Origin of the sequence: Sneathiella sp. (assembly GCF_029233945.1) — a bacterium.
In the GTDB taxonomy this organism is placed as follows: domain Bacteria; phylum Pseudomonadota; class Alphaproteobacteria; order Sneathiellales; family Sneathiellaceae; genus Sneathiella.
In genome coordinates, this window is the sequence record NZ_JARGOQ010000024.1 from 31,853 (window position 1) to 50,461 (window position 18,609).

Below are 18,609 nucleotides of genomic sequence, written 5' to 3' on the forward strand. Positions count from 1 at the left end.
CCTGCGCGAAAGCACATTTTCCCATTTTGCAGGACTATCGCTTTTATCAGCAGAACATGCGTGAAAGCGGGCTCGATATCGGGGGCGTCGTGGAGCTGGATATGTTGGATATCCCCGATGAGATGAAAGCCTCGGCTCAGCGGTATGAAGCGACGTCGGAGTATGAATTCCGGCATATCCTGGAGCGGCTCCACATAGATTATTCAAACTATCATTTCATTGATTATGGCTCGGGCAAGGGGGCTATTCTCGCTGCTGCGGCGCGGTATCCTTTTAAATCCGTGACCGGAATTGAACTAAGTGGCGCGCTGCATCACACAGCCGAGCAAAATATTGCCGAAATGAAACGGCGCAAGAGGGTTCGTTCCGGAACGCTTACGTCAATTCAAGGGGACGCCGCCAGCCATGCCTTGCCCCCGGTTCCCCACGTTATTTATGTTTTTAACGCCTTCGGTCCAGAAGTGTTGCAGGGGGTACTTGATCGTATTTCAGCTGATCTTGCGGATGTGCGGGAGCCGATATACTTCCTCTACAATAACCCGATGCATCATACGCTGTTGGAGGCGAGTCCTGAATTTGACAAGCTCTCCAACGCGTTCGGTGGAAAATGGATGGTGTTTGCCCGTCCGGCGCGCTACTAGATGCGCCTTAGTTAGCCGATTGAATAAAAATTACCGGCTTAGTTCCTTCATCGCGTTTTCAAGGCCGCCGATGGTGAGCGGATACATGCGGTCTGTCATCAGCTGTTTCATCATCTGAACCGACGGCGTGTAGTCCCAATATTTCTCTGGCACCGGATTGAGCCAGACCGCCTTATGGTAGATGTTCAGCATCCGCTCCATCCAGGCTTGCCCGGCTTCCTCATTCCAATGCTCGACACTGCCGCCTGCATAGGCAATTTCGTAGGGACTCATGGTGGCGTCCCCGACAATGATCAGCTTGTAGTCGGCGGGATAAGTATGGAGTACGTCCCATGTCGGCATGAAGGAGGTATGACGGCGGCTGTTCTCCTTCCAGAGTTTCTCATAAACGCAGTTATGGAAATAATAGAATTCCAGATGCTTGAATTCAGTGCGCGCCGCTGAGAACAGCTCCTCGCAGGCCTTGATATGATCATCCATCGATCCGCCGATATCAAACAGGATCAGGACCTTCACCGTGTTGTGCCGTTCGGGCCGCATTTTGAGATCCAGAAAGCCCGCGTTGCGCGCGGTTGAGCGGATGGTGTCGTCGAGATCAAGCTCCTCCGCGGCGCCTTCGCGGGCGAACTGGCGCAGCCGCTTCATGGCAACCTTGATGTTCCGGGTGCCAAGCTCAACGCTGTCATCGAGGTTCTTGTACTCGCGCTTGTCCCAGACCTTCACGGCCTTGCGGTTCCGGCTTTCCTTTTGGCCGATGCGAACCCCTTCGGGGTTATAGCCATAGGCGCCGAAGGGCGATTTCCCGGCGGTACCGATCCATTTGTTGCCGCCCTGATGCCGTTTTTCCTGCTCTTTCAGGCGCTCCTGCAGTGTCTCCATGAGCTTTTCCCATCCGCCCATGGCCTCGACTTCCGCCTTTTCCTCATCAGTGAGGGAAAGCTCCGCCAGTTTCTTCAGCCATTCTTCGGGAATTTCAACCTCCGTCCCATCGGAAATAAACTCGATACCGTTGAAGCAATGACCGAAGACCTGATCGAACTTGTCCAGATTCTTCTCATCCTTCACCAGCGTTGTCCGGGCGAGATAGTAAAAATCATTCACCGAATATTCGGCGCAGCCGGCTTTCAGCGCCTCGATCAGGGTGAGGTATTCCCGTAAAGTCACGGGGATCGAGGCCTCTTTCAGGGTAAAGAAGAATTTGGTGAACATGGCCGTTCCGCCCTAACGCTGTTCGCGGCGGGAGAGGAAAGCCAGCCGTTCAAACAGATGTACATCTTGCTCATTCTTGAGAAGCGCGCCATGCAGCGGTGGAATAAGTTTCGAGGGATCCTTAGAGCGGAGCACTTCTTCGGGGAGTTCTTCGCTCATCAGAAGTTTCAGCCAATCGAGCAGTTCGCTGGTTGACGGCTTTTTCTTGAGGCCCGGTGTTTCGCGGACATCGAAAAAGATCTTGAGGGCGTCGCGGACCAATTCCTGCTTGGCATCGGGATGATGAACATCAACGATTCTTTCCATCGTTTCTTGATCGGGAAAGCTGATGTAATGAAAGAAACAGCGGCGCAGGAAAGCGTCCGGCAGTTCTTTTTCATTATTCGAGGTGATGATCACCAACGGCCGATGCGCCGCCTTAATCGTTTGCTGGGTCTCATAGACGAAGAACTCCATCCGGTCGAGTTCCTGCAACAAGTCATTTGGAAACTCGATATCCGCCTTGTCGATTTCGTCGATCAGCAGGATCGGGCTTTCATCGGCCGTGAAGGCCTCCCACATCTTGCCGGGGCGGATGTAGTTTGAAATGTCATGCACCTTGTCATCGCCAAGCTGTGAATCGCGGAGACGGGACACGGCGTCATATTCATACAAGCCCTGCTGCGCCTTGGTGGTGGATTTGATGTTCCATTCGATGAATTGCTTGCCGAGGGCTCTCGCCACTTCCTGCGCCAGCACAGTCTTGCCGGTGCCGGGTTCCCCCTTGATCAGCAGAGGACGTTCCAGTGTCATCGCGGCGTTGACGGCAATCATCAGATCTTCCGTCGCCACATAAGTATCAGTACCTTTAAATTTCATGCCGTATTCTCGATTTCTTTTTCTTATTTCTATGGATTGCGAAGGCGCTATTGATTGGAAAATAAGCCCCACGGGCATTTTGATCAAGCTATTTGACAAAAAGTCAATTTAGCAAAGATCAAATTACCCGGTTATTTCAGAACCGCAGGGAAGTCCTCGCCATGAGTTACTTTGTTGCCCGCCTCGCAATGGAGGAGGTCTTTGAGCAGACCATTCTTCACCGAATAGATGATGCCATGGACCGCAAATTTCTGTCCGTTGTCCCAGGCGTCCTGAACGATTGTGGTTGCGCAGACATTCTGGACCTGCTCAATGACATTCAACTCGCATAGAAGATCGGCTTTCTCTTCCTGCGCTCCTGCCTTTTCAATCAGGTCTTGATATATCCGGGCGGTGGTCCGGATATGCCGGAGCCAGTTATCGATCATCCCGTTTTTCTGGGAGGACATCGCTGCCGCGATACCGCCGCAGCCGTAATGGCCACAGACGATTACATGCCGGACCTTCAAGACCTCGACGGCATATTGCAGGACGGAAAGGCAGTTCAGGTCCGAGGGCACGACGATATTCGCAATGTTGCGATGAACGAACACTTCGCCCGGGGGTAAGTCCATAATCTGGTTGGCGGGAACGCGGCTGTCCGAACAGCCGATCCAGAGATGCTCCGGGGTCTGTTGATGGGCGAGGCGGGAGAAAAAGTCAGGGTCCGATGCCGTGGTGCTCGCCGCCCATGCTTTGTTCTTCTCAAATACTTTCTTGAAATCTTCCATCAACCATTTCCTTGCAGCATCACTTCTGGCGAATCATGTCCTTTAATCCGTACGATGGCGACTATTTAGCATAGTTTGAGGTCAGGGAAACTGTTAATTGATATGAAGGGGACCCTGGAATTTTGGCTAAATGATTTGACAAACTAACGGTTTGGGCGGAGCGTTAGGCAAACAAGAATAATAGTCAGAAATCTTTATGTCCCCGAAACCAAGACCTCCCGCAGTTAAAAGACGTGCGCTTTATATATTCCTTATCTGCGCCACTCTGTTCGGCTTGGGGCAGTTCCACAGGATGTCCGGTGCTGTGCTTATGCTCCCCATTTCTGTGGATATCGGGATTGCGGTTGAAAGTCTTGGCATCGCGGCGGCGGCGCTTTTTTTCGCGTCTGCGCTGGTTCAGGTGCCCATCGGCATGGCGCTCGACCGGTTCGGGCCGCGTATCGTTATCCCGAGTATTACTGTTTTTGCGATCCTCGGTTCTTTCCTGTTGGCCTCCGCCAGTGACTTGCAAGAAGTGATCACCGCGCGGATCCTGATCGGGCTCGGATATTCGGTAACGATGATGGCATCCTATGTTTTGTTCGCAAAATGGTTCCCACCGGCAAAGTTCGCGACCATGGCGTCCTGGCTTATGGCATTTTCCAGCATCGGGGCAATAATGTCATCCGCACCGCTTGCCTACGCGATTGAGCTGTATGGATGGCGACTCCCGTTTATCTTTATTGCGGGCATCACACTGCTCGCGGTATTGGTCGGAATTTTTGTGATCCGCGATCATCCGCCGGAATATTCCGAACATGCCGATAAGCCCGCGACTTTTGGGCAAAGTATCCGGGGCTATTGGGAGGTTTTGCGCCATCCCAGATTTTTCTATCTTCTGGCGATGGGATTTGTTGCCTATGGACCCGCGGCGGCGTTGCTCGGTATGTGGGGTGGCCCCTATCTTGAGGATACCTTCGGACTGGATGGATTTGAGCGGGGACAGATCCTGCTGCTAATGACCATTGTCGTGCCGGTTGGCGCGTTATTCTTTGGACCCCTCGATCGCATTTTCAAAAGCCGCAAAATGATTGTTATCTGTGCTGTCTCCACGGAGCTTATGGCTTTTGTCATTTTGGGTCTTGTGGAGAATATTCCGCTTTGGGCTGTAACGGCGTTGTTTGTCTATATCAGTTTCGTTCAGCAATATTATGTCGTGCTCGCCGCTCATTGCCGGAACTCATTTCCCGATCATCTGGTCGGCCGGGCCAATTCGACACTCAACCTGATCAGTATCACAGGCGTTGGCTTTATGCAGTCTCTCTATGGCTGGGTTTTGGCCGCTAGCACGGAAAACGGTTATGCGCATTCCTTCCTCTTTATCGCCGGCCTCCTGGTCGCGGCGTTGATCATCTACGCAGGTTCTTCGGAAAAGCCGGTCCCCCAGCAGAGCTGACTTCGGCGCCGGTAGTGAGCCTTCCCGGTCCGGGCTGTCATTATTCCAACATAGTTTTCCATTACAAGAAAGAGAGAGGGGCGTCATACGGGGCTGATCACAATTTCGTCAGCGAGCCTGCAAAGGCATTGCAAAATCAGCCAAAAAGTCTTAAATTAGAACCATTATAATGTGCGCCTGGTTCCACAGCGTCGACATTCGACTTTATTGAGTGGGAGGAAGATCACATGAACAAGCAAGAGACCGCAAATACACAACAGCGCAATCGCGCCTTCGTCTCGGCTGCGATGTCTATCCCGCTGCTCTCGCGGGAGAGAGAATTCGAACTGGCTTTTCTCTGGCGGCAAAAAGGCGACGAGAAAGCTTTGCATGAGCTTGTCTCTGCCTATATGCGCCTGGTTGTCTCAATGGCCTCCAAGTTCCGGAACTATGGCCTCTCCATGAGTGATCTCGTACAGGAGGGGAATATCGGCCTGATGCAGGCGGCCTTCAAGTTTGAGCCGGAGCGGGAAATCCGCTTTTCGACCTACGCCAGCTGGTGGATCAAGTCGGCGATGCAGGACTATGTCCTCAGAAACTGGTCGATCGTGCGCTCGGGCACCAGTGCGTCCCAGAAATCCCTGTTTTTCAATCTGCGCTGGCTGCGGGCGAAAATCCAGACTATGGACGATACAGCCTTCTCGTCGGATACGTTGATCGCCATCTCGGAAAAGCTGAAGATCGGATTGAAAGACGTTGAAAAGATGGCGCATCGACTGTCGAGCCGCGATCAGTCCCTCAATGCGCCCATCGGTGAGGAGGGGGACGACAGCATTGAAGACTTTCTGCAGGATACAAATCCGACGCCGGAAGAAAATACAATGCACAATATTGATGGCGCAGTCCGGTCAAAATGGCTTGAAACCGCGTTGCAGGAGCTGACGGATCGGGAGCAGATCATCATTCGCGAACGGCGTCTGCAGGATGATAGGACCACCCTTGAAGTGCTGGGAGGCCGTCTTGGCATTACAAAGGAGCGGGTGCGCCAGATCGAGCATAAGGCATTTGAAAAGCTGCAAAGTTCCGTCGTTCGGATCAGCCGGGAAGCAAGCCGCTATCCGGCGCTCGTTTCAGATCAGCGGAAGCATTCCTAGAGCAAACGCGCCTGCGTCGGGGGCGGGTCTTGAGGTTTGAGCAAGTCCGCATCATCATTGCGGATATTCCCGACCCGGTTGGAGACTTTGTGAAAGCTCATCCGGTCGGCATCGAAAGACTTGAGCAGTTCTGATCCTGCCTCACATCTGAGCCAGGATTCAAAATCTGACGGGTCGAGAATGACCGGCATGCGCGGATGAATGAAGGAAATGCTGTCGCACGCGGTTGTTGTCAGGATCGTACAACTTTCAATGATATCGCCTTCCGGTGATTTCCAGCTTTCCCAAAGACCTGCAAATGCAAAGAGCGGCATGCCCTGCACCCCGATCAACCAGGGCTGCTTTGTGCCTTTGGACAGTTTTTCCCATTCATAAAACCCGTTCGCCGGGATAAGGCAGCGGCGGCTCTTGAAGGCCGCGCGATAGGCCGGTTTTTCTGCGACGGTCTCGCATCTCGCATTGATCATCTTGGCGGCAAATTCAGTGGATTTTGTCCAGGACGGGATTAATCCCCAATGCGCCGGAAAATAATGGCGCTTTTCTTCTCCCTCTTCCGTCGCGAGGCGAACGGCGGCGATATCCGTCGTCGGAGCAATGTTGTAGCGCGCCGCAAGATTGGGCCGTTCGGGAAAGCCGAACAATCGCTGCAATGCGTCAACCGAACTGGTTAAACTGTACCGACCGCACATCAATCCCACCGCAACATGATTATAACTTTTCGCGACATTGTGACCATTGCTACAAACTCCCACGTTTTCAGCGGTTTATCCAGCATTTCCGTGCCTCGATACTTGATACGTCTGCTCGCGCTCTATATCTGCTCGCTTAACAAAGGTCACTTATTACAAATAAGCGAACCTGCCGAGGGGCCGCTGTGAACTGCAGCGGTCCAGATTAGGGATAGTAAAGATGTCGGATGAAGTTAAAGCAACCTGGTTTATCGCCATTATGGTTATTGGCATATTGGGGTTGGCGTCATTTTTTGGCTAGGTGAACAGGCCTAGCCGAGCGTGGCGAGGCCCGGAAAAGTTTCCAAAAACCAATAGGCCAGTATCTGGAACTGACCTGTAAATATCAGCAGACCGGTGGCAATAAGAATGAGACCGGTTCCCACTTCTACCAACTTGAAATAACGCCGGAACTTCCGCATGAATGTGAGGAAGTGGTTGATCGCCAAGGCGGCAATGATGAAGGGAATTCCCAGCCCAAGGGAATATATCCCGAGCAGACTCACGCCATAACCGAGAGAACTCTCGCTTGCAGCGATCGCGAGGATGGTGCCAAGGATAGGCCCGATACAAGGGGTCCATCCAAACCCGAACGCGAGCCCAATGACATAGGCGCCAAGCCAGCTTTGCGGTTTTTCAAGATCATTGAACCGCGCCTCCCGGTAGAGCAGGGGAATACGGACCAGCCCGGTCATATGGATACCAAAAAGGATGATGACGCCGCCCGCGATCTTGGAGAGTAGCTCCAGATGCTCAATGAGCAGCCGGTTGATATAGGACGCCGACGCGCCGAGCAGGACAAAGACGGTTGAAAAGCCCAGAACGAAGATGACCGCCGTCGCAACGACCCGCCAGTTGATCCCCTTGGCGCCATCTTCCTGGCCCGGTTCCGCCAGCTCTTCGAGGGTCGTTCCTGCGACAAGGCAGAGGTAGGCGGGCACCAGCGGTAGGACGCAGGGGCTCAGGAAGCTGATGAGGCCGCCACCGGCCGCCGCCAGATAAGATATCTCCAAACCTGCCATTCCGTTTAACCTCGCACCATAAGGGCCAGCGCCACAGTTACCCCTTTTGCCCGTCACGATCCAGTCACAAGATTGTATATTAAGCTGGATATCAACCGGCGGAATAAGGTAGCAATGAAGTGTCTAGAATAAAAAGAACATATAATGATTGATAAATTTGCCACCGCGACGATATGCCACGACCTCAGCGGCCCCGACGGGGTGAGGCTTGAACCTCAACAGCAGGCCCCACTTGCGCCGGGGCAGATGCGTGTCCGGTTGAAGGCGGCGGCACTTAATTTTCCGGATCTCTTGATGACCTATGGGAAGTATCAGTTCAAACCGGAGCTGCCCTTTATCCTCGGTATGGAGGCGGTCGGCATCGTCGAGGAAACGACGGATCCCGCCGGGCCATATAAAGTCGGTGATGCCGTTCTTTACAAGAACAAGACAGGGGCATTCGCGACATACGCGACGGTCGAGGCCACTCAGATAGAGCCAATGCCGAAGCATCTTACATATGCTGAGGCGGCGGCTTTCTCCGTGACCTTCCTGACGGCCTATGTCTCCCTTATCGAGCGGGGAAGGTTGAAGGCGGGGGAGACTTTGCTGGTGCTGGGGGCTGGCGGCGGCGTTGGTCAGGCAACCGTTGCCTTGGGCAAGGCGCTCGGGGCAACCGTTATCGCCGCCGCGAGTTCTGCGGACAAGCTCAGAATTGCAAAGGAGAGCGGCGCTGATCATCTTATCAATTATCACGACGTCTCTTTTCCGGAGCGGGTGCAGGAAATCACGAACGGCAGGGGCGCGGATGTTATTCTCGATCCCGTCGGCGGCACATTCTTTGAACAGAGCCTGGATTGCATCGCGTGGGCGGGTCGGCTGCTGGTGGCGGGGTTTGCAGGCGGGGAATTTGGTGTTCTGAAGGCGAATTTGCCCATAGAGAAGGGCTGTTCCGTCATTGGCGTACGCGCCGGAGAGTTCGGCCGTCGTGATCCGGTAGCCGGAGCACGCGTCAGCATTGGCCTTAGAAAGTTTGCCGAAGCTGAAAATCTGCGGCCCATTATCGGGAAGGCCTGGCCGCTTGCGCATATATCTGACGCGTTGCGCGCGATGGAGCGGCGGGACGCGACGGGCAAGCAGATCATCCTGATCGATGACTAGCGCCGGCGATTTCTGGATTTAGCGGTCAGGAAGTGCGGGGGCCATAAGGCATGGCCACCCGTCATTTTACACACTGATCTTAAGCGACTTCCGCAAGCTTGGAGGAATCTTCGACAAAAATGCCCTCCAGTAAACGAAGGACATCGACAACATTCTCGTCCTGCAGGGAATAATAGATCGTCTGGGCCTCGCGCCGTGTCTTGACAACTTCTTCCTTGCGAAGACGGGCGAGGTGCTGAGAGAGGGCCGATTGGCTCAATCCCACGATTTTTTCAAGCTCGCCGACGGAACGTTCCGATTCGACCAGATTGCATAAAATCATAAGACGGTGCTTGTTGGAGATTGCCTTTAGAAACCGGCTGGCGTCCTGCGCCTTATCTTGGAGCGACGTGATATTCATCAATAAAACCATATACTTTGTTATTCTAGTTTAAAATTCTGATAAGCTCATATAACAGTTGGATTGATTGATGCAAGAAAAACAATATGAAATAACAAAAAAAATCTGTGAAACACTATTTTATGGGCAGCGAGCCCAAATTATAGGCAGGTAATGCACAGATTTTGTTGCCTTTTTCGGAGTTTTTCGGTTTTTATTGCAACCAAGTATTTCCAGATTCTGTGATCTGCTTCGTCTTGTCGCAGGCTAGTGGGTCACAAATTCTTGTATATTACGTTATTCTCTGATACCAAATCAGCCGCCCGAATAGAATATGGTGCCTGTGGATCATTCGGGTTGTTATCCCGTCGCAGCGTTCATGATGCGATGTTTCGACATATACCTCATTTGGGGGATAGGATCAGGGGTAAGTGAGCCTGATCGTTGAAATATGTTTGAGGTTTCGCTAACTGATTGATTTGTAAAACTAACTTAGAGTTTCAGTAAACACTTTTGAAGGTGCTTGGTAAGATTTTATTAACCATCGATCGAATGTCTTGGTTAATAGAAGGTAAAATAAACTGCGGCTTATCCCGTATTAGGGGGATGAGGATAGGCCCGGTGAATTGGTAGAATTCTGACAAGGTTGAAATGGCGTTTTAGTGCAGCTTTACAAATTATATAAAAATGGAAAAGTGACGATGCAGAGCCCCTTGAGCAAGATAGTTTCGATGACAAATGCAAAGTCGCATGAATTTGGCATGTTCCTTGGCGCCATGAGCATTCTGGGCGCCGTGGTGATTGGCCTCAGCCTGCTTCTTCAAATTGGTGCCTCGGCCAAGCCGATTGAGCATATCGCAGCGGCTGGCGCGATAAAACATGCCAATCTGGCGCGTCTTGACAAGAAATTTGCAGAGCTTCCCGCTTTGCCGAGCGCTTTTGGCGCGCTTTCCAATCTGGATATGCCAAATGGCGATAAACTTGATGACTCGCTGGCATCCGTCGATCTTTTTGGCCGGGCCTTCACGCAGGAAGAAATGTGCATCGCGCAGGCGGTCTATTTCGAAGCGAGGAGTGAGCCGCTCGTCGGACAGGTGGCCATTGCTGAGGTCATTTTAAATCGCATTGTTGATGCGCGTTATCCCGGCACGGCCTGCAATGTCGTTTTCCAGAACCAGCATTTGCGGAATAAGTGCCAGTTTTCCTTTGCCTGTGATGGACAGTCGGATCGGCCCAAGAATGCGGCAGCTTGGGAGAAATCCCTCAAAGTCGTCGCGCTTGTCATGAAAGGCGAACGCAGCGGCGTTGCCAAGCGGGCCACGCACTATCACGCCTCCTACGTCTCCCCGAGGTGGAGCGCGCATTTGAGCAAGCTCGGCCAGGTTGGCAGCCATATCTTCTATCGCGAAGAAACGATCTAGCTTGCCGCCGGAACCGGGCGGTTTTTGCGATAGGCAATCCCCGTGTGAATGACAAGTGTCGCAATAACGATGGCACCGCCAAGGACAGTTTCCGGACGCGGCACCTCGGCGAGTACAAGCCATACCCAGAACGGTCCCAGAATGCTTTCCATCAGCATCAGGAGGCTGACTTCCGGCGCTGAAATATAGCGCGGACCGACCGTGATCAGCCCGAAGGCGCAGGGCAGGACGATCAGCCCGAGGATGCAAAGATACGTGAAATCAAGCCCGGTAATGGCAAGCGGTGCGCTGAACGGCAGGGCGAAGAGCGCCGTCAGTATCCCGGAAATGCCGAGGGACGGGACCATGTCGATATTTCGGGCGTGACGCACCGTCGTAATCTGCCCGGCAATCATGAAGGCACAAAGGATGGCATAGAAATCGCCATGGCGACTGCCGCCGCCGACACTTCCGATGAAGATCAGGCTGATTCCGCCGATGCAGATGCCAATGGCGATCCAGGTAGAGAGCGGAATTGATTCCTTGAGGATCAGCCAGGAGAAAAGAGCGGCGAAGAGCGGGGCTGTGGATATGATAACCAAGGCGTTGGCGGCGCTGGTATGGGTTAAGGCCAGCACAAAAAAGCAGGTGCTGAAGGTGAACAACAGCGCGGCGAGCAGACCGCGCCTGCCCATCGCCCGGACAAGGCCGACCGTGTCACTACCGCAGCGCAGGAGGTAAAAACCGAATATTCCAATCGCAAAAAGCAGCCCGCGCCAGAACAGGATTGTGGCGCTATCCGCTGCGACAAGACGCACAAGCAGCCCGTCCGGCGTGAGAAGGAGAACACCGGCTGCCGTGACCAGTATGCCGTAGAGGTGAGGGGATTTTTCTCTCATTTACTGTCTTGTCTTTCTGCGTCAGGCGATTTTATGGGCCATCATGCTATCCGCTGTCTCGGTGATGGATTGGGCCATGGGCATGGGCATCCAGCCAAAATGCTGGCGAACCTGGGAGGTGTCGAACTTTGTCGCCGGGCCGAGACGGGTCACGACAAGTTGGAAGGTCGGGCTGAAAAGCGCGAGAAAGTGAACCAGCCAGTCGGGAACCGGTCTCTGGGGGATTTTATATCCTTGCGTCTCCAGATGCGATTGCAGCAGCCGGGCCATTTCCCGAAATGACATGGCTTCCGCGACACAGATATAGCGATTCCCCGGTGCATCCGGATGGGTCAGGGCCGTGACATGGGCGCTCGCGACATCCCGGACATCCACCAGGCTGAAGCCGATATTCGGAAGGCCGGGCACCTCGCGGGCCATCAGCCGCCGGACAATCTCGTGAGAGGCGCTGGTATCCGCATCGATAACCGGACCCAGAACGAAGCCTGGATTGATAACGGCAAATTCCGGTTTTTCTCCGTCGGAGAGCGCGTTTATCAAATCCCATGCCGCCCGCTCGGCGATGGTCTTGCTCTTCTGATAGGCGCCAATGTCTTTTGTCGTATCGCTCCAGTGCGATTCATTCAGGGATTTCGATTTGTCATGGCCACCAGACACCGCCGCGATGGAGGATGTCATGACGATACGCTTAACGCCCGCATCAATGGCCGCGCGAATGGCGCGCAGTGCTCCGTCGCGCGCCGGGATGATCAGCTCATTCTCATCCTTTGGTGCCTCGGCGGGGAGGGGGGAGGCCATATGCATCAGATAATCGGCATCGCTCATCGCGTCTGCCCATCCCGTATCCTCGTTGAGATTGGCCTGTACAAAGCTTAAATTCGTGACATCGCAATGCCTGGAGAGCGAGGTTGCCAATCCGTCCACGCGGCCCATATCCCGCACCGTTCCGCGCACCGAGTATCCCTGTTCCAGTAAATCGCGGATTGTATGAAGCGCGATAAAACCGGACGCACCGGTGACCGTGACGAGGCCCTTGTCGTTCATCTGGCTCTCCTTATCTGAACCTCATTAGCATAGGGAAGTTTTACACTTCAGTATAAAAAATAACATCGGTTCCCGGGAAGATATTATGCTGGAAATCGCGAGAGTGGAATTTCCCTTGAGCGGCAGGAGAGAAGCATGAAGCATGTGGGCGTCGATTGGCAAAAACTGGGCGAAGATCTGGATCAGCATGGCTACGGCATGATTAAAAACCTGCTGACGGAAGCGCAATGCGCCTCTCTGATTGATAATTTTGAGAATGAGCCGCTCTACCGTAGCCATATCGTGATGCAGCAGCATGGCTATGGTCAGGGGGAATATAAATATTTCACCTATCCGTTCCCGGACCAGATTGTCGCACTACGGGAGGGTTTTTACCCGCCGCTTGCGCGCCTTGCCAACGACTGGGCCACGCGTCTTTCAAATGGAGAGCGATATCCCGACACACTCGCCGATTATACCGCGCGTTGCCATGCGGCCGGGCAGTTGAGGCCGACGCCCTTGATCCTGAAATATAATGCGGGCGATTATAACCGGCTACATCAGGACCTATATGGGGAACATCTTTTCCCCTTGCAGATGGCCATCCTTCTCAGCGCCCCGGGAGCCGACTTTGAGGGCGGGGAATTCATCCTGACGGAGCAACGCGCGCGTCAGCAGTCGCGGGCCCGCGTTGTCCCCTTAAAAAAGGGCGATGCGGTTATCTTCGCCGTTAATCAGCGACCGATACCGGGAAAAACCGGCTCTGTGCGCGTGACCATGCGCCATGGGGTGAGCGATGTGCTTAGAGGGCAGCGCTACACTCTCGGCATTATTTTCCACGACGCCAAGTAATTTTCTCTGGCTGTATCCGGCGCGCTGCCGCCATTGATTTTGCTTTGACAAGTAAAATCTTTGAATTACTGTCCTGTGAGCGGCACGGGGCAGGCGGTTCCTTGCCTGAATGCTATGGTTTTTTGGGGGAGGGGCCAGAGGCAGCGCATGACGGAAAAAGCCAAACGGGTCGGGTTCCTCCTGACCGATCAATCGAGCATGATTTGTTTCAGTAGCGCCATCGAGCCCTTGCGATCCGCAAATCGGATGAGCGGCCAGCATCTTTACGACTGGAATATTCTCACACCGAACGGCCTGAGCATTCAGGCCAGCAACGGGATCAGCATTTTACCGGACATGATGCTCGCGGAGGCGGCCTGTCTTGATATTCTCTTTGTGTGCGGCGGAATCGGGACGGACAAGATCAAGGATGAGCATCTCCTCGCGGAGCTGCGCCGGATTGTGCATCACGGAACCGAAATCGGCGCCCTGAGTACAGGCGCTTTTATCCTGGCGGCGGCCGGGCTTTTGAACGGCTATCGCTGCACTATTCATTGGGAAGGGGCGATCAGCCTGAAGGAAAGCTACCCGGAAGTCGTCTTTACGGGCAGCATTTTCGAGATAGACCGCAGCCGCTATACCTGCGCCGGCGGCACTTCCGCCATTGACCTGCTGCTTCATATCATCGGGAAAGAGCATGGCGATAAGCTCGCCTATGATATCTCCCTGCAGTTCATGCATGATAGAATCAGAAACCATAGTGACAAGCAGCAGGTCGTGAGGAAATTGCAACTCGCCGCGAAATCCCAGAAACTGCTGACCATCGTCGAAATCATGGAGCAGAACATTGAGGAGCCCCTGTCGCCGGACGAACTGGCGGCAATGGTGGGTGTCTCGATCCGTCAGGTGGAACGGTTGTTCCGTCAGCATACCGGGCGATCCCCGGCGCGATACTATATGGAAATGCGCCTGGAACATGCGCGGCTTCTGCTTTTGCAAACCAGTATGTCCATTACGGAAATCTACATCGCCTCCGGCTTCTCCACCCATTCGCATTTCGCCAAAAGCTACCGCGAATATTACGGCATAAGCCCAAGCCGGGAAAGAAAGCCGGTTTATAGCTAAGAGGTATTTGCTTTCGGGCGCCTTTTTTCTATGAACCGGCGCAGCCGATGGCGGAATTTATGGCGCTTAAATGGATTGGCCTTTGATGGCTTTCCTGTCCAGGCGAGATCAGATAGATATTCGCGTGTCCAGTCATCCCCTTCGTTATACGCCCTGGTTCGATTGTCGGAAACGAGAAGTGCCCTCTGGCCTCCGCAACGAAATGTCGCACTGTCAGGCCAATTTTCTACTGCCCAGCATTTGCCATTTCGATCAACCACATAGGGCTGCTTTCCCATAGCCTGAATTTGCCGGGTAATACTTTTCTGGCCGGATTCCATATGTCTTGCGTCATCCTTTGTCTCAACCTCTATGGAGTCGATTTGCCTCATAGTATCCGCCCTGATAATAAAGCCGTTTGTGCGGATGTGCGGGTTAGGAAAGGGCGGATCGTCGGCGCCTGTGCTTTCCCAACTGCCGGTTGCGCCGGCTATCCCGGCGTCTGGCGAATTTATAAGGCAATCATAGAGGTGGGTGAGCCAGTTATCGCACCGGATTTCACTGAAGGAGTTTAAAAAGCAGAAATACCCGTAGTCGAGTTTTTGACTTACATCGAAATAGGGGCCGAGATCGAGACCTCCGTCCCCCGGATAGTCATGGGCAATGAACTCCGTATCGGACAGATACTTCAGATAGGAGGCCTTCTCATCCGGATCGAAATCCTTGAAAATCAGGATGAGATCATGATCGAGAGATTCATTGTGCGCTTTATAGGAGGAGATGAAGTTTCTGAATGGCTCCATGCCGTTTGATTTGCGAACCAAATGCGCAACTGCAATGGAAGAGCCCGACATTCCCTACATCATCTTTATGAAAAGAGTTTTGATATTGTTTTCCGAAGGCCGGTTTTCGGACCATTTACCGCAAGGTAGCGAAAGACGGAAATGCCAAAGCGCGTATCAAAATTCGCCAGCATCTCGAAATCCGGATCTTTTTGCAGTTGATCGAAGACGCGAACACAGTCTGGAACTGCGCCCGTATCATGAAAAACGAAAATGCAGTCTTTTTTGACAATTTCCTTTGCAAGTTCAATATCTTGCATCAGGCCTTTATAGCTATGATCCCCATCGATAAAGGTAAAATCAAACTGCCCTTGATAGGGAAGCAATGCTTTGCGGGCCTCTTTCGAATGGGAATCCATGATCAATTCAAGAACGAGTTTGGTATTCACAGAATTCTTAATGCGGTCCCAATGTTTGAAATTCGGATGCTGCCCGATGTCAAGAACGACCGTCTTCTCGATATCGTAGTAATCGCGCAAGAATTTCGTCTGCCCGCCGGAGGCTACGCCGATATCAAGTGCAAATTTTGACGGCGGCAGTTCGGTCGCCATAAAGTAAACGAAGTCCGCATACTCATCCGGGTCCTGCTGCAGATAAAGCCCGTCTTCAACGACTGGAAAATGAAAAAATTCTTCATTATCTGAGCCAGCAGCGATAACTGCTTCTTTGATTTGGTCGCGAGAAATATCCACTTTAGTCGTCCGTTTAGCTGAGGAGCCGGAATGCTCGAATTACTCATCGTTTCTCTATAAACAATCGCCGGGTTCTTTGCAATGAAGGAGCTTTATTTTTGCGCATCAGTTCAAGGCTTTCGAAGCTTCAGTGCGATCCGTAAAATCCGGGTAAATTTCTCTGTTTTGGAGCTCGTATATCGCAAAAGGTAAAAGGCCATGGCGCATTTTGCCATGGTAGACGCATCAGAGTTTCGATATCTGCGCCAGCACACACGGTAAAAATCCGTGGCCAATCTAACTTGTTCCTTCGGCAATTTGGGGCGATACCGGCTGTGGGAAATACCTGTCTCCCGCTGGAAAAACCGTGTTCTGTCCGATGCCCCGACCCGGTTCCGGGAAACGGTGGGAAACAGGATCAGGTGGTCCCATCCCCAGACATGCGGAAAATTCTCAAAAACGTCATTGATCGCATCCAACGCGACTTGCCGTCTGAACAGGCCATACATCCACCCCGGATGAGATGTTTTCAGCATATGGAGGGAGCGGGAAAAGGAGTTTGATCTGGCCGCGCGATCGATATTGAGCTCTACCGGCTTTTCCGCGCCCTCCTTTACTTTCACGATATCTGCCGCAGCAAGATCGATTGAACGGTCGCCGTCCAGCAGTTGCCCCAACATCTCTAGATAATTATCGTCGGACCAATCATCATAGGAACGCCACATGAAATAGTCGCCGCGGGCCTGCTGTAACACGAACTGAAAATTTGGGATCGGGCCGATATTTTCCGACTGTTGGAAGATTTTTATTCGGCTGTCGCGTTCAGCATATTCTTGAATTATCCCAAATGTATCGTCGGTGGACTTATTATCCGAAATGATAATTTCGAAATCCGTGTGCGTTTGGCGCAACAGGCTATCGAGAGACTGCCGGATATGTTTCTCGGCATTATAGAGCGGCATTCCAATTGAAATCAGGGACAATTCAACACCTGTATTCTCGTTCTGGGCGGGCTAGGCGAGGAAATCATGTCACATTGTCTTTCGCGTCAACCGCATAATATTCTTCCGCGTATCCCTGTTCCATCCAATAGGGATGTCTGTGCAGCCGCCTGAAGCCGCCTACCATATTAATCAGGTCGGGCACGCTATACTGCTTGATTGTCTCTTTATGGGTTTTTTGCGCTTCCTGGTTAATGGATAAAAAATTCCTGCTTTTTGACCGAATGAGGTTGAGGTATTCCAACGACTCTGTCTTGTTGATTTCCGGCAGTGAATCCATATTTATTGCAAGGTCGATTGTCTCGGGCAGCTTGTTCTTCCGTGTGGATGGGCAGATCTTTATCGCCTTGACCGGATCTTCACCCAGAAGCGAAATGTTATCTTCACCCACTGTCGCGGCGAGGAAAGCAGCCTGGATTGCGGCGACATAGGGAATATCGACAATGGTGTAGTCACGAAACCCCTGCAGAAAGGCATAGCGGGCGACATTGCCGAAGCCACCGCCGATCTCCAGCAGGGCATCTTCGGGTTTGTGACCAAGCTGCTTTACCCTGTACATAACATAGGCATGACGCACAGAATCCGGGCTGACACGATATCTCCCGATTTCTGCGATTGGCGGCTTCCCGACCTCAGGCACTTCAATCGAATGCCTGAGTTTCTCTTCAATCTGCTGGATATAATCTGCAACATCAGCATTCGTCGAGCTGACATAGTCATCCAGTGATGTTTGCTGATTTGATGCGAGCGATTTGAGGGCCAGTGCCTCCGCAAGTGCGAGAGTGGCATCGCGGCACCTCAGGGGAAAATACTGGCGGTCGTAAGGGCTTCTTTTTGACAGAAATATATCTGTGTGGCCCATACCGAAGAGCAACGGGCCATGAAAAAGATTGGAGAGGATTGCTCTGATCCCCTGAAAATCCTTTTCACGCATTGCCTTGATGAAATCGGCATTGCTGGCGGTCAGTTCAGTCCAGATGTCTTCTTGCGCACCGCCGGCATCGGCAAGGTTGAAGGCATTGCATATCCTTTCCAGAATCGGATCAGCAAACTCATAGCTATTCTCTCCAAAACGGGTGGGGAGGCTCGGAGTGTCAAAGAACAAGCGCGTCAGCGTCGGAAAGCGCATGGTACGGACATTCCGGTGCAATCTAATTCTTCTATTTAATTTCTGTAGTCGCTTGTTCATAAGATCAATGCAATAAAGTTAGTTCTGTTAGGGTCATTAGTGCCCTCGCATATCCTTTAGATATGTATTTAGGCCGAGAGCAAGTGAATTCGGTTCGCGGTTCTCCGATAGAGCCGCTAATCTTGCATTGTTTCCACAGATGGTCACAGTTGTGCGCTGCTTTTCAACACAATCTTGAAGATTTCTTTTCAGATCCGGCTTTTTGAGCAGTTTGGCGCATTCCAGTGCAATTTCATGGGGGAGGTGGGCCTCGCCGGAGCAGATATTGACCGTGCCCGCCGCCTCCGAGGCGGCGAGACTTTCAAGCGCCGCCGCGACATCCGCGACATGGATC

20 protein-coding genes are annotated in these 18,609 nt (G+C 52.6%); 7 read left to right on the forward strand and 13 right to left on the reverse strand.

The window, feature by feature from the left end; all coding sequences use genetic code 11:
- A partial coding sequence (locus tag P1U71_RS09695; RefSeq protein ID WP_301105392.1) for a class I SAM-dependent methyltransferase occupies window positions 1-641 on the forward strand: 641 nt, incomplete at its 5' end.
- Window positions 642-671: 30 nt separating this feature from the next.
- On the opposite strand, the gene P1U71_RS09700 is transcribed toward P1U71_RS09695, so the two are convergent.
- The 3 genes from P1U71_RS09700 to P1U71_RS09710 all read right to left on the reverse strand — a co-directional run bounded on the left by P1U71_RS09700 (window position 672) and on the right by P1U71_RS09710 (window position 3,478).
- Window positions 672-1,850, reverse strand: coding sequence for a VWA domain-containing protein (locus P1U71_RS09700; RefSeq protein ID WP_301105393.1), 1,179 nt, complete (start codon window positions 1,848-1,850; stop codon window positions 672-674).
- 12 nt (window positions 1,851-1,862) lie between these two features.
- Window positions 1,863-2,708: a MoxR family ATPase gene (locus tag P1U71_RS09705; protein WP_301105394.1), complete on the reverse strand. Its 846-nt coding sequence runs from the start codon at window positions 2,706-2,708 to the stop codon at window positions 1,863-1,865.
- A gap of 131 nt (window positions 2,709-2,839) precedes the next feature.
- Complete coding sequence (locus P1U71_RS09710) at window positions 2,840-3,478, reverse strand: carbonic anhydrase (RefSeq protein ID WP_301105395.1); 639 nt, start codon at window positions 3,476-3,478, stop codon at window positions 2,840-2,842.
- A gap of 196 nt (window positions 3,479-3,674) precedes the next feature.
- Here P1U71_RS09710 and P1U71_RS09715 point away from each other — a divergent pair, with 196 nt between their 5' ends.
- Complete coding sequence (locus P1U71_RS09715; protein WP_367281163.1) at window positions 3,675-4,913, forward strand: MFS transporter; 1,239 nt, start codon at window positions 3,675-3,677, stop codon at window positions 4,911-4,913.
- 227 nt (window positions 4,914-5,140) lie between these two features.
- Entirely contained in the window at window positions 5,141-6,046 is a 906-nt protein-coding gene (locus P1U71_RS09720) for an RNA polymerase factor sigma-32 (RefSeq protein ID WP_301105397.1), read from the forward strand.
- Here P1U71_RS09720 and P1U71_RS09725 read toward each other — a convergent pair.
- Together P1U71_RS09725 and P1U71_RS09730 are read right to left on the reverse strand one after the other, a co-directional pair.
- The gene (locus tag P1U71_RS09725) at window positions 6,043-6,735 is read right to left on the reverse strand and encodes an SOS response-associated peptidase (RefSeq protein WP_301105398.1); all 693 of its coding nucleotides are present in this window, start codon (window positions 6,733-6,735) and stop codon (window positions 6,043-6,045) included. The genes P1U71_RS09720 and P1U71_RS09725 overlap by 4 nt on opposite strands.
- 311 nt (window positions 6,736-7,046) lie before the next feature.
- Window positions 7,047-7,796: a cytochrome c biogenesis CcdA family protein gene (locus tag P1U71_RS09730; RefSeq protein WP_301105399.1), complete on the reverse strand. Its 750-nt coding sequence runs from the start codon at window positions 7,794-7,796 to the stop codon at window positions 7,047-7,049.
- 144 nt (window positions 7,797-7,940) lie between these two features.
- Between P1U71_RS09730 and P1U71_RS09735 the strand changes: the two genes are divergently transcribed.
- Entirely contained in the window at window positions 7,941-8,936 is a 996-nt protein-coding gene (locus P1U71_RS09735) for an NADPH:quinone oxidoreductase family protein (protein WP_301105400.1), read from the forward strand.
- A 79-nt stretch (window positions 8,937-9,015) separates the two neighbouring features.
- Here the strand turns inward: P1U71_RS09735 and P1U71_RS09740 are convergent, their stop codons facing one another.
- Window positions 9,016-9,336, reverse strand: a complete 321-nt coding sequence (locus P1U71_RS09740; RefSeq protein ID WP_301105401.1) for a helix-turn-helix transcriptional regulator — start codon at window positions 9,334-9,336, stop codon at window positions 9,016-9,018.
- A 710-nt stretch (window positions 9,337-10,046) separates the two neighbouring features.
- Between P1U71_RS09740 and P1U71_RS09745 the strand changes: the two genes are divergently transcribed.
- Window positions 10,047-10,736, forward strand: a complete 690-nt coding sequence (locus P1U71_RS09745) for a cell wall hydrolase (RefSeq protein ID WP_301105402.1) — start codon at window positions 10,047-10,049, stop codon at window positions 10,734-10,736.
- Here the strand turns inward: P1U71_RS09745 and P1U71_RS09750 are convergent.
- Window positions 10,733-11,614, reverse strand: coding sequence for a DMT family transporter (locus P1U71_RS09750; protein ID WP_301105403.1), 882 nt, complete (start codon window positions 11,612-11,614; stop codon window positions 10,733-10,735). The two genes, P1U71_RS09745 and P1U71_RS09750, sit on opposite strands and share 4 nt — an antisense overlap.
- Before the next feature lie 21 nt (window positions 11,615-11,635).
- Window positions 11,636-12,658 (reverse strand): aldehyde reductase, encoded by a 1,023-nt coding sequence (locus tag P1U71_RS09755; RefSeq protein WP_301105404.1) that lies wholly within the window; start codon window positions 12,656-12,658, stop codon window positions 11,636-11,638.
- A 135-nt stretch (window positions 12,659-12,793) separates the two neighbouring features.
- On the opposite strand from P1U71_RS09755, the gene P1U71_RS09760 reads away from it, so the two are divergent.
- Both P1U71_RS09760 and P1U71_RS09765 read left to right on the forward strand, forming a co-directional pair.
- Window positions 12,794-13,489 (forward strand): 2OG-Fe(II) oxygenase, encoded by a 696-nt coding sequence (locus P1U71_RS09760; RefSeq protein ID WP_301105405.1) that lies wholly within the window; start codon window positions 12,794-12,796, stop codon window positions 13,487-13,489.
- A 147-nt stretch (window positions 13,490-13,636) separates the two neighbouring features.
- Window positions 13,637-14,593: a GlxA family transcriptional regulator gene (locus P1U71_RS09765; RefSeq protein WP_301105406.1), complete on the forward strand. Its 957-nt coding sequence runs from the start codon at window positions 13,637-13,639 to the stop codon at window positions 14,591-14,593.
- Here P1U71_RS09765 and P1U71_RS09770 read toward each other — a convergent pair.
- From P1U71_RS09770 to P1U71_RS09790, 5 genes are all read right to left on the reverse strand, one after another.
- Window positions 14,590-15,426: a hypothetical protein gene (locus tag P1U71_RS09770; RefSeq protein ID WP_301105407.1), complete on the reverse strand. Its 837-nt coding sequence runs from the start codon at window positions 15,424-15,426 to the stop codon at window positions 14,590-14,592. The two genes, P1U71_RS09765 and P1U71_RS09770, sit on opposite strands and share 4 nt — an antisense overlap.
- Before the next feature lie 14 nt (window positions 15,427-15,440).
- Window positions 15,441-16,106: a class I SAM-dependent methyltransferase gene (locus tag P1U71_RS09775; RefSeq protein ID WP_301105408.1), complete on the reverse strand. Its 666-nt coding sequence runs from the start codon at window positions 16,104-16,106 to the stop codon at window positions 15,441-15,443.
- A gap of 110 nt (window positions 16,107-16,216) precedes the next feature.
- On the reverse strand, window positions 16,217-17,068 hold the full coding sequence (locus P1U71_RS09780) for a glycosyltransferase family 2 protein (protein WP_301105409.1): 852 nt from the start codon (window positions 17,066-17,068) through the stop codon (window positions 16,217-16,219).
- A 43-nt stretch (window positions 17,069-17,111) separates the two neighbouring features.
- On the reverse strand, window positions 17,112-18,215 hold the full coding sequence (locus tag P1U71_RS09785) for a putative sugar O-methyltransferase (RefSeq protein WP_301105410.1): 1,104 nt from the start codon (window positions 18,213-18,215) through the stop codon (window positions 17,112-17,114).
- A 96-nt stretch (window positions 18,216-18,311) separates the two neighbouring features.
- Window positions 18,312-18,609: hypothetical protein (locus P1U71_RS09790; RefSeq protein WP_301105411.1), on the reverse strand; the 298-nt coding region annotated here is incomplete at its 5' end.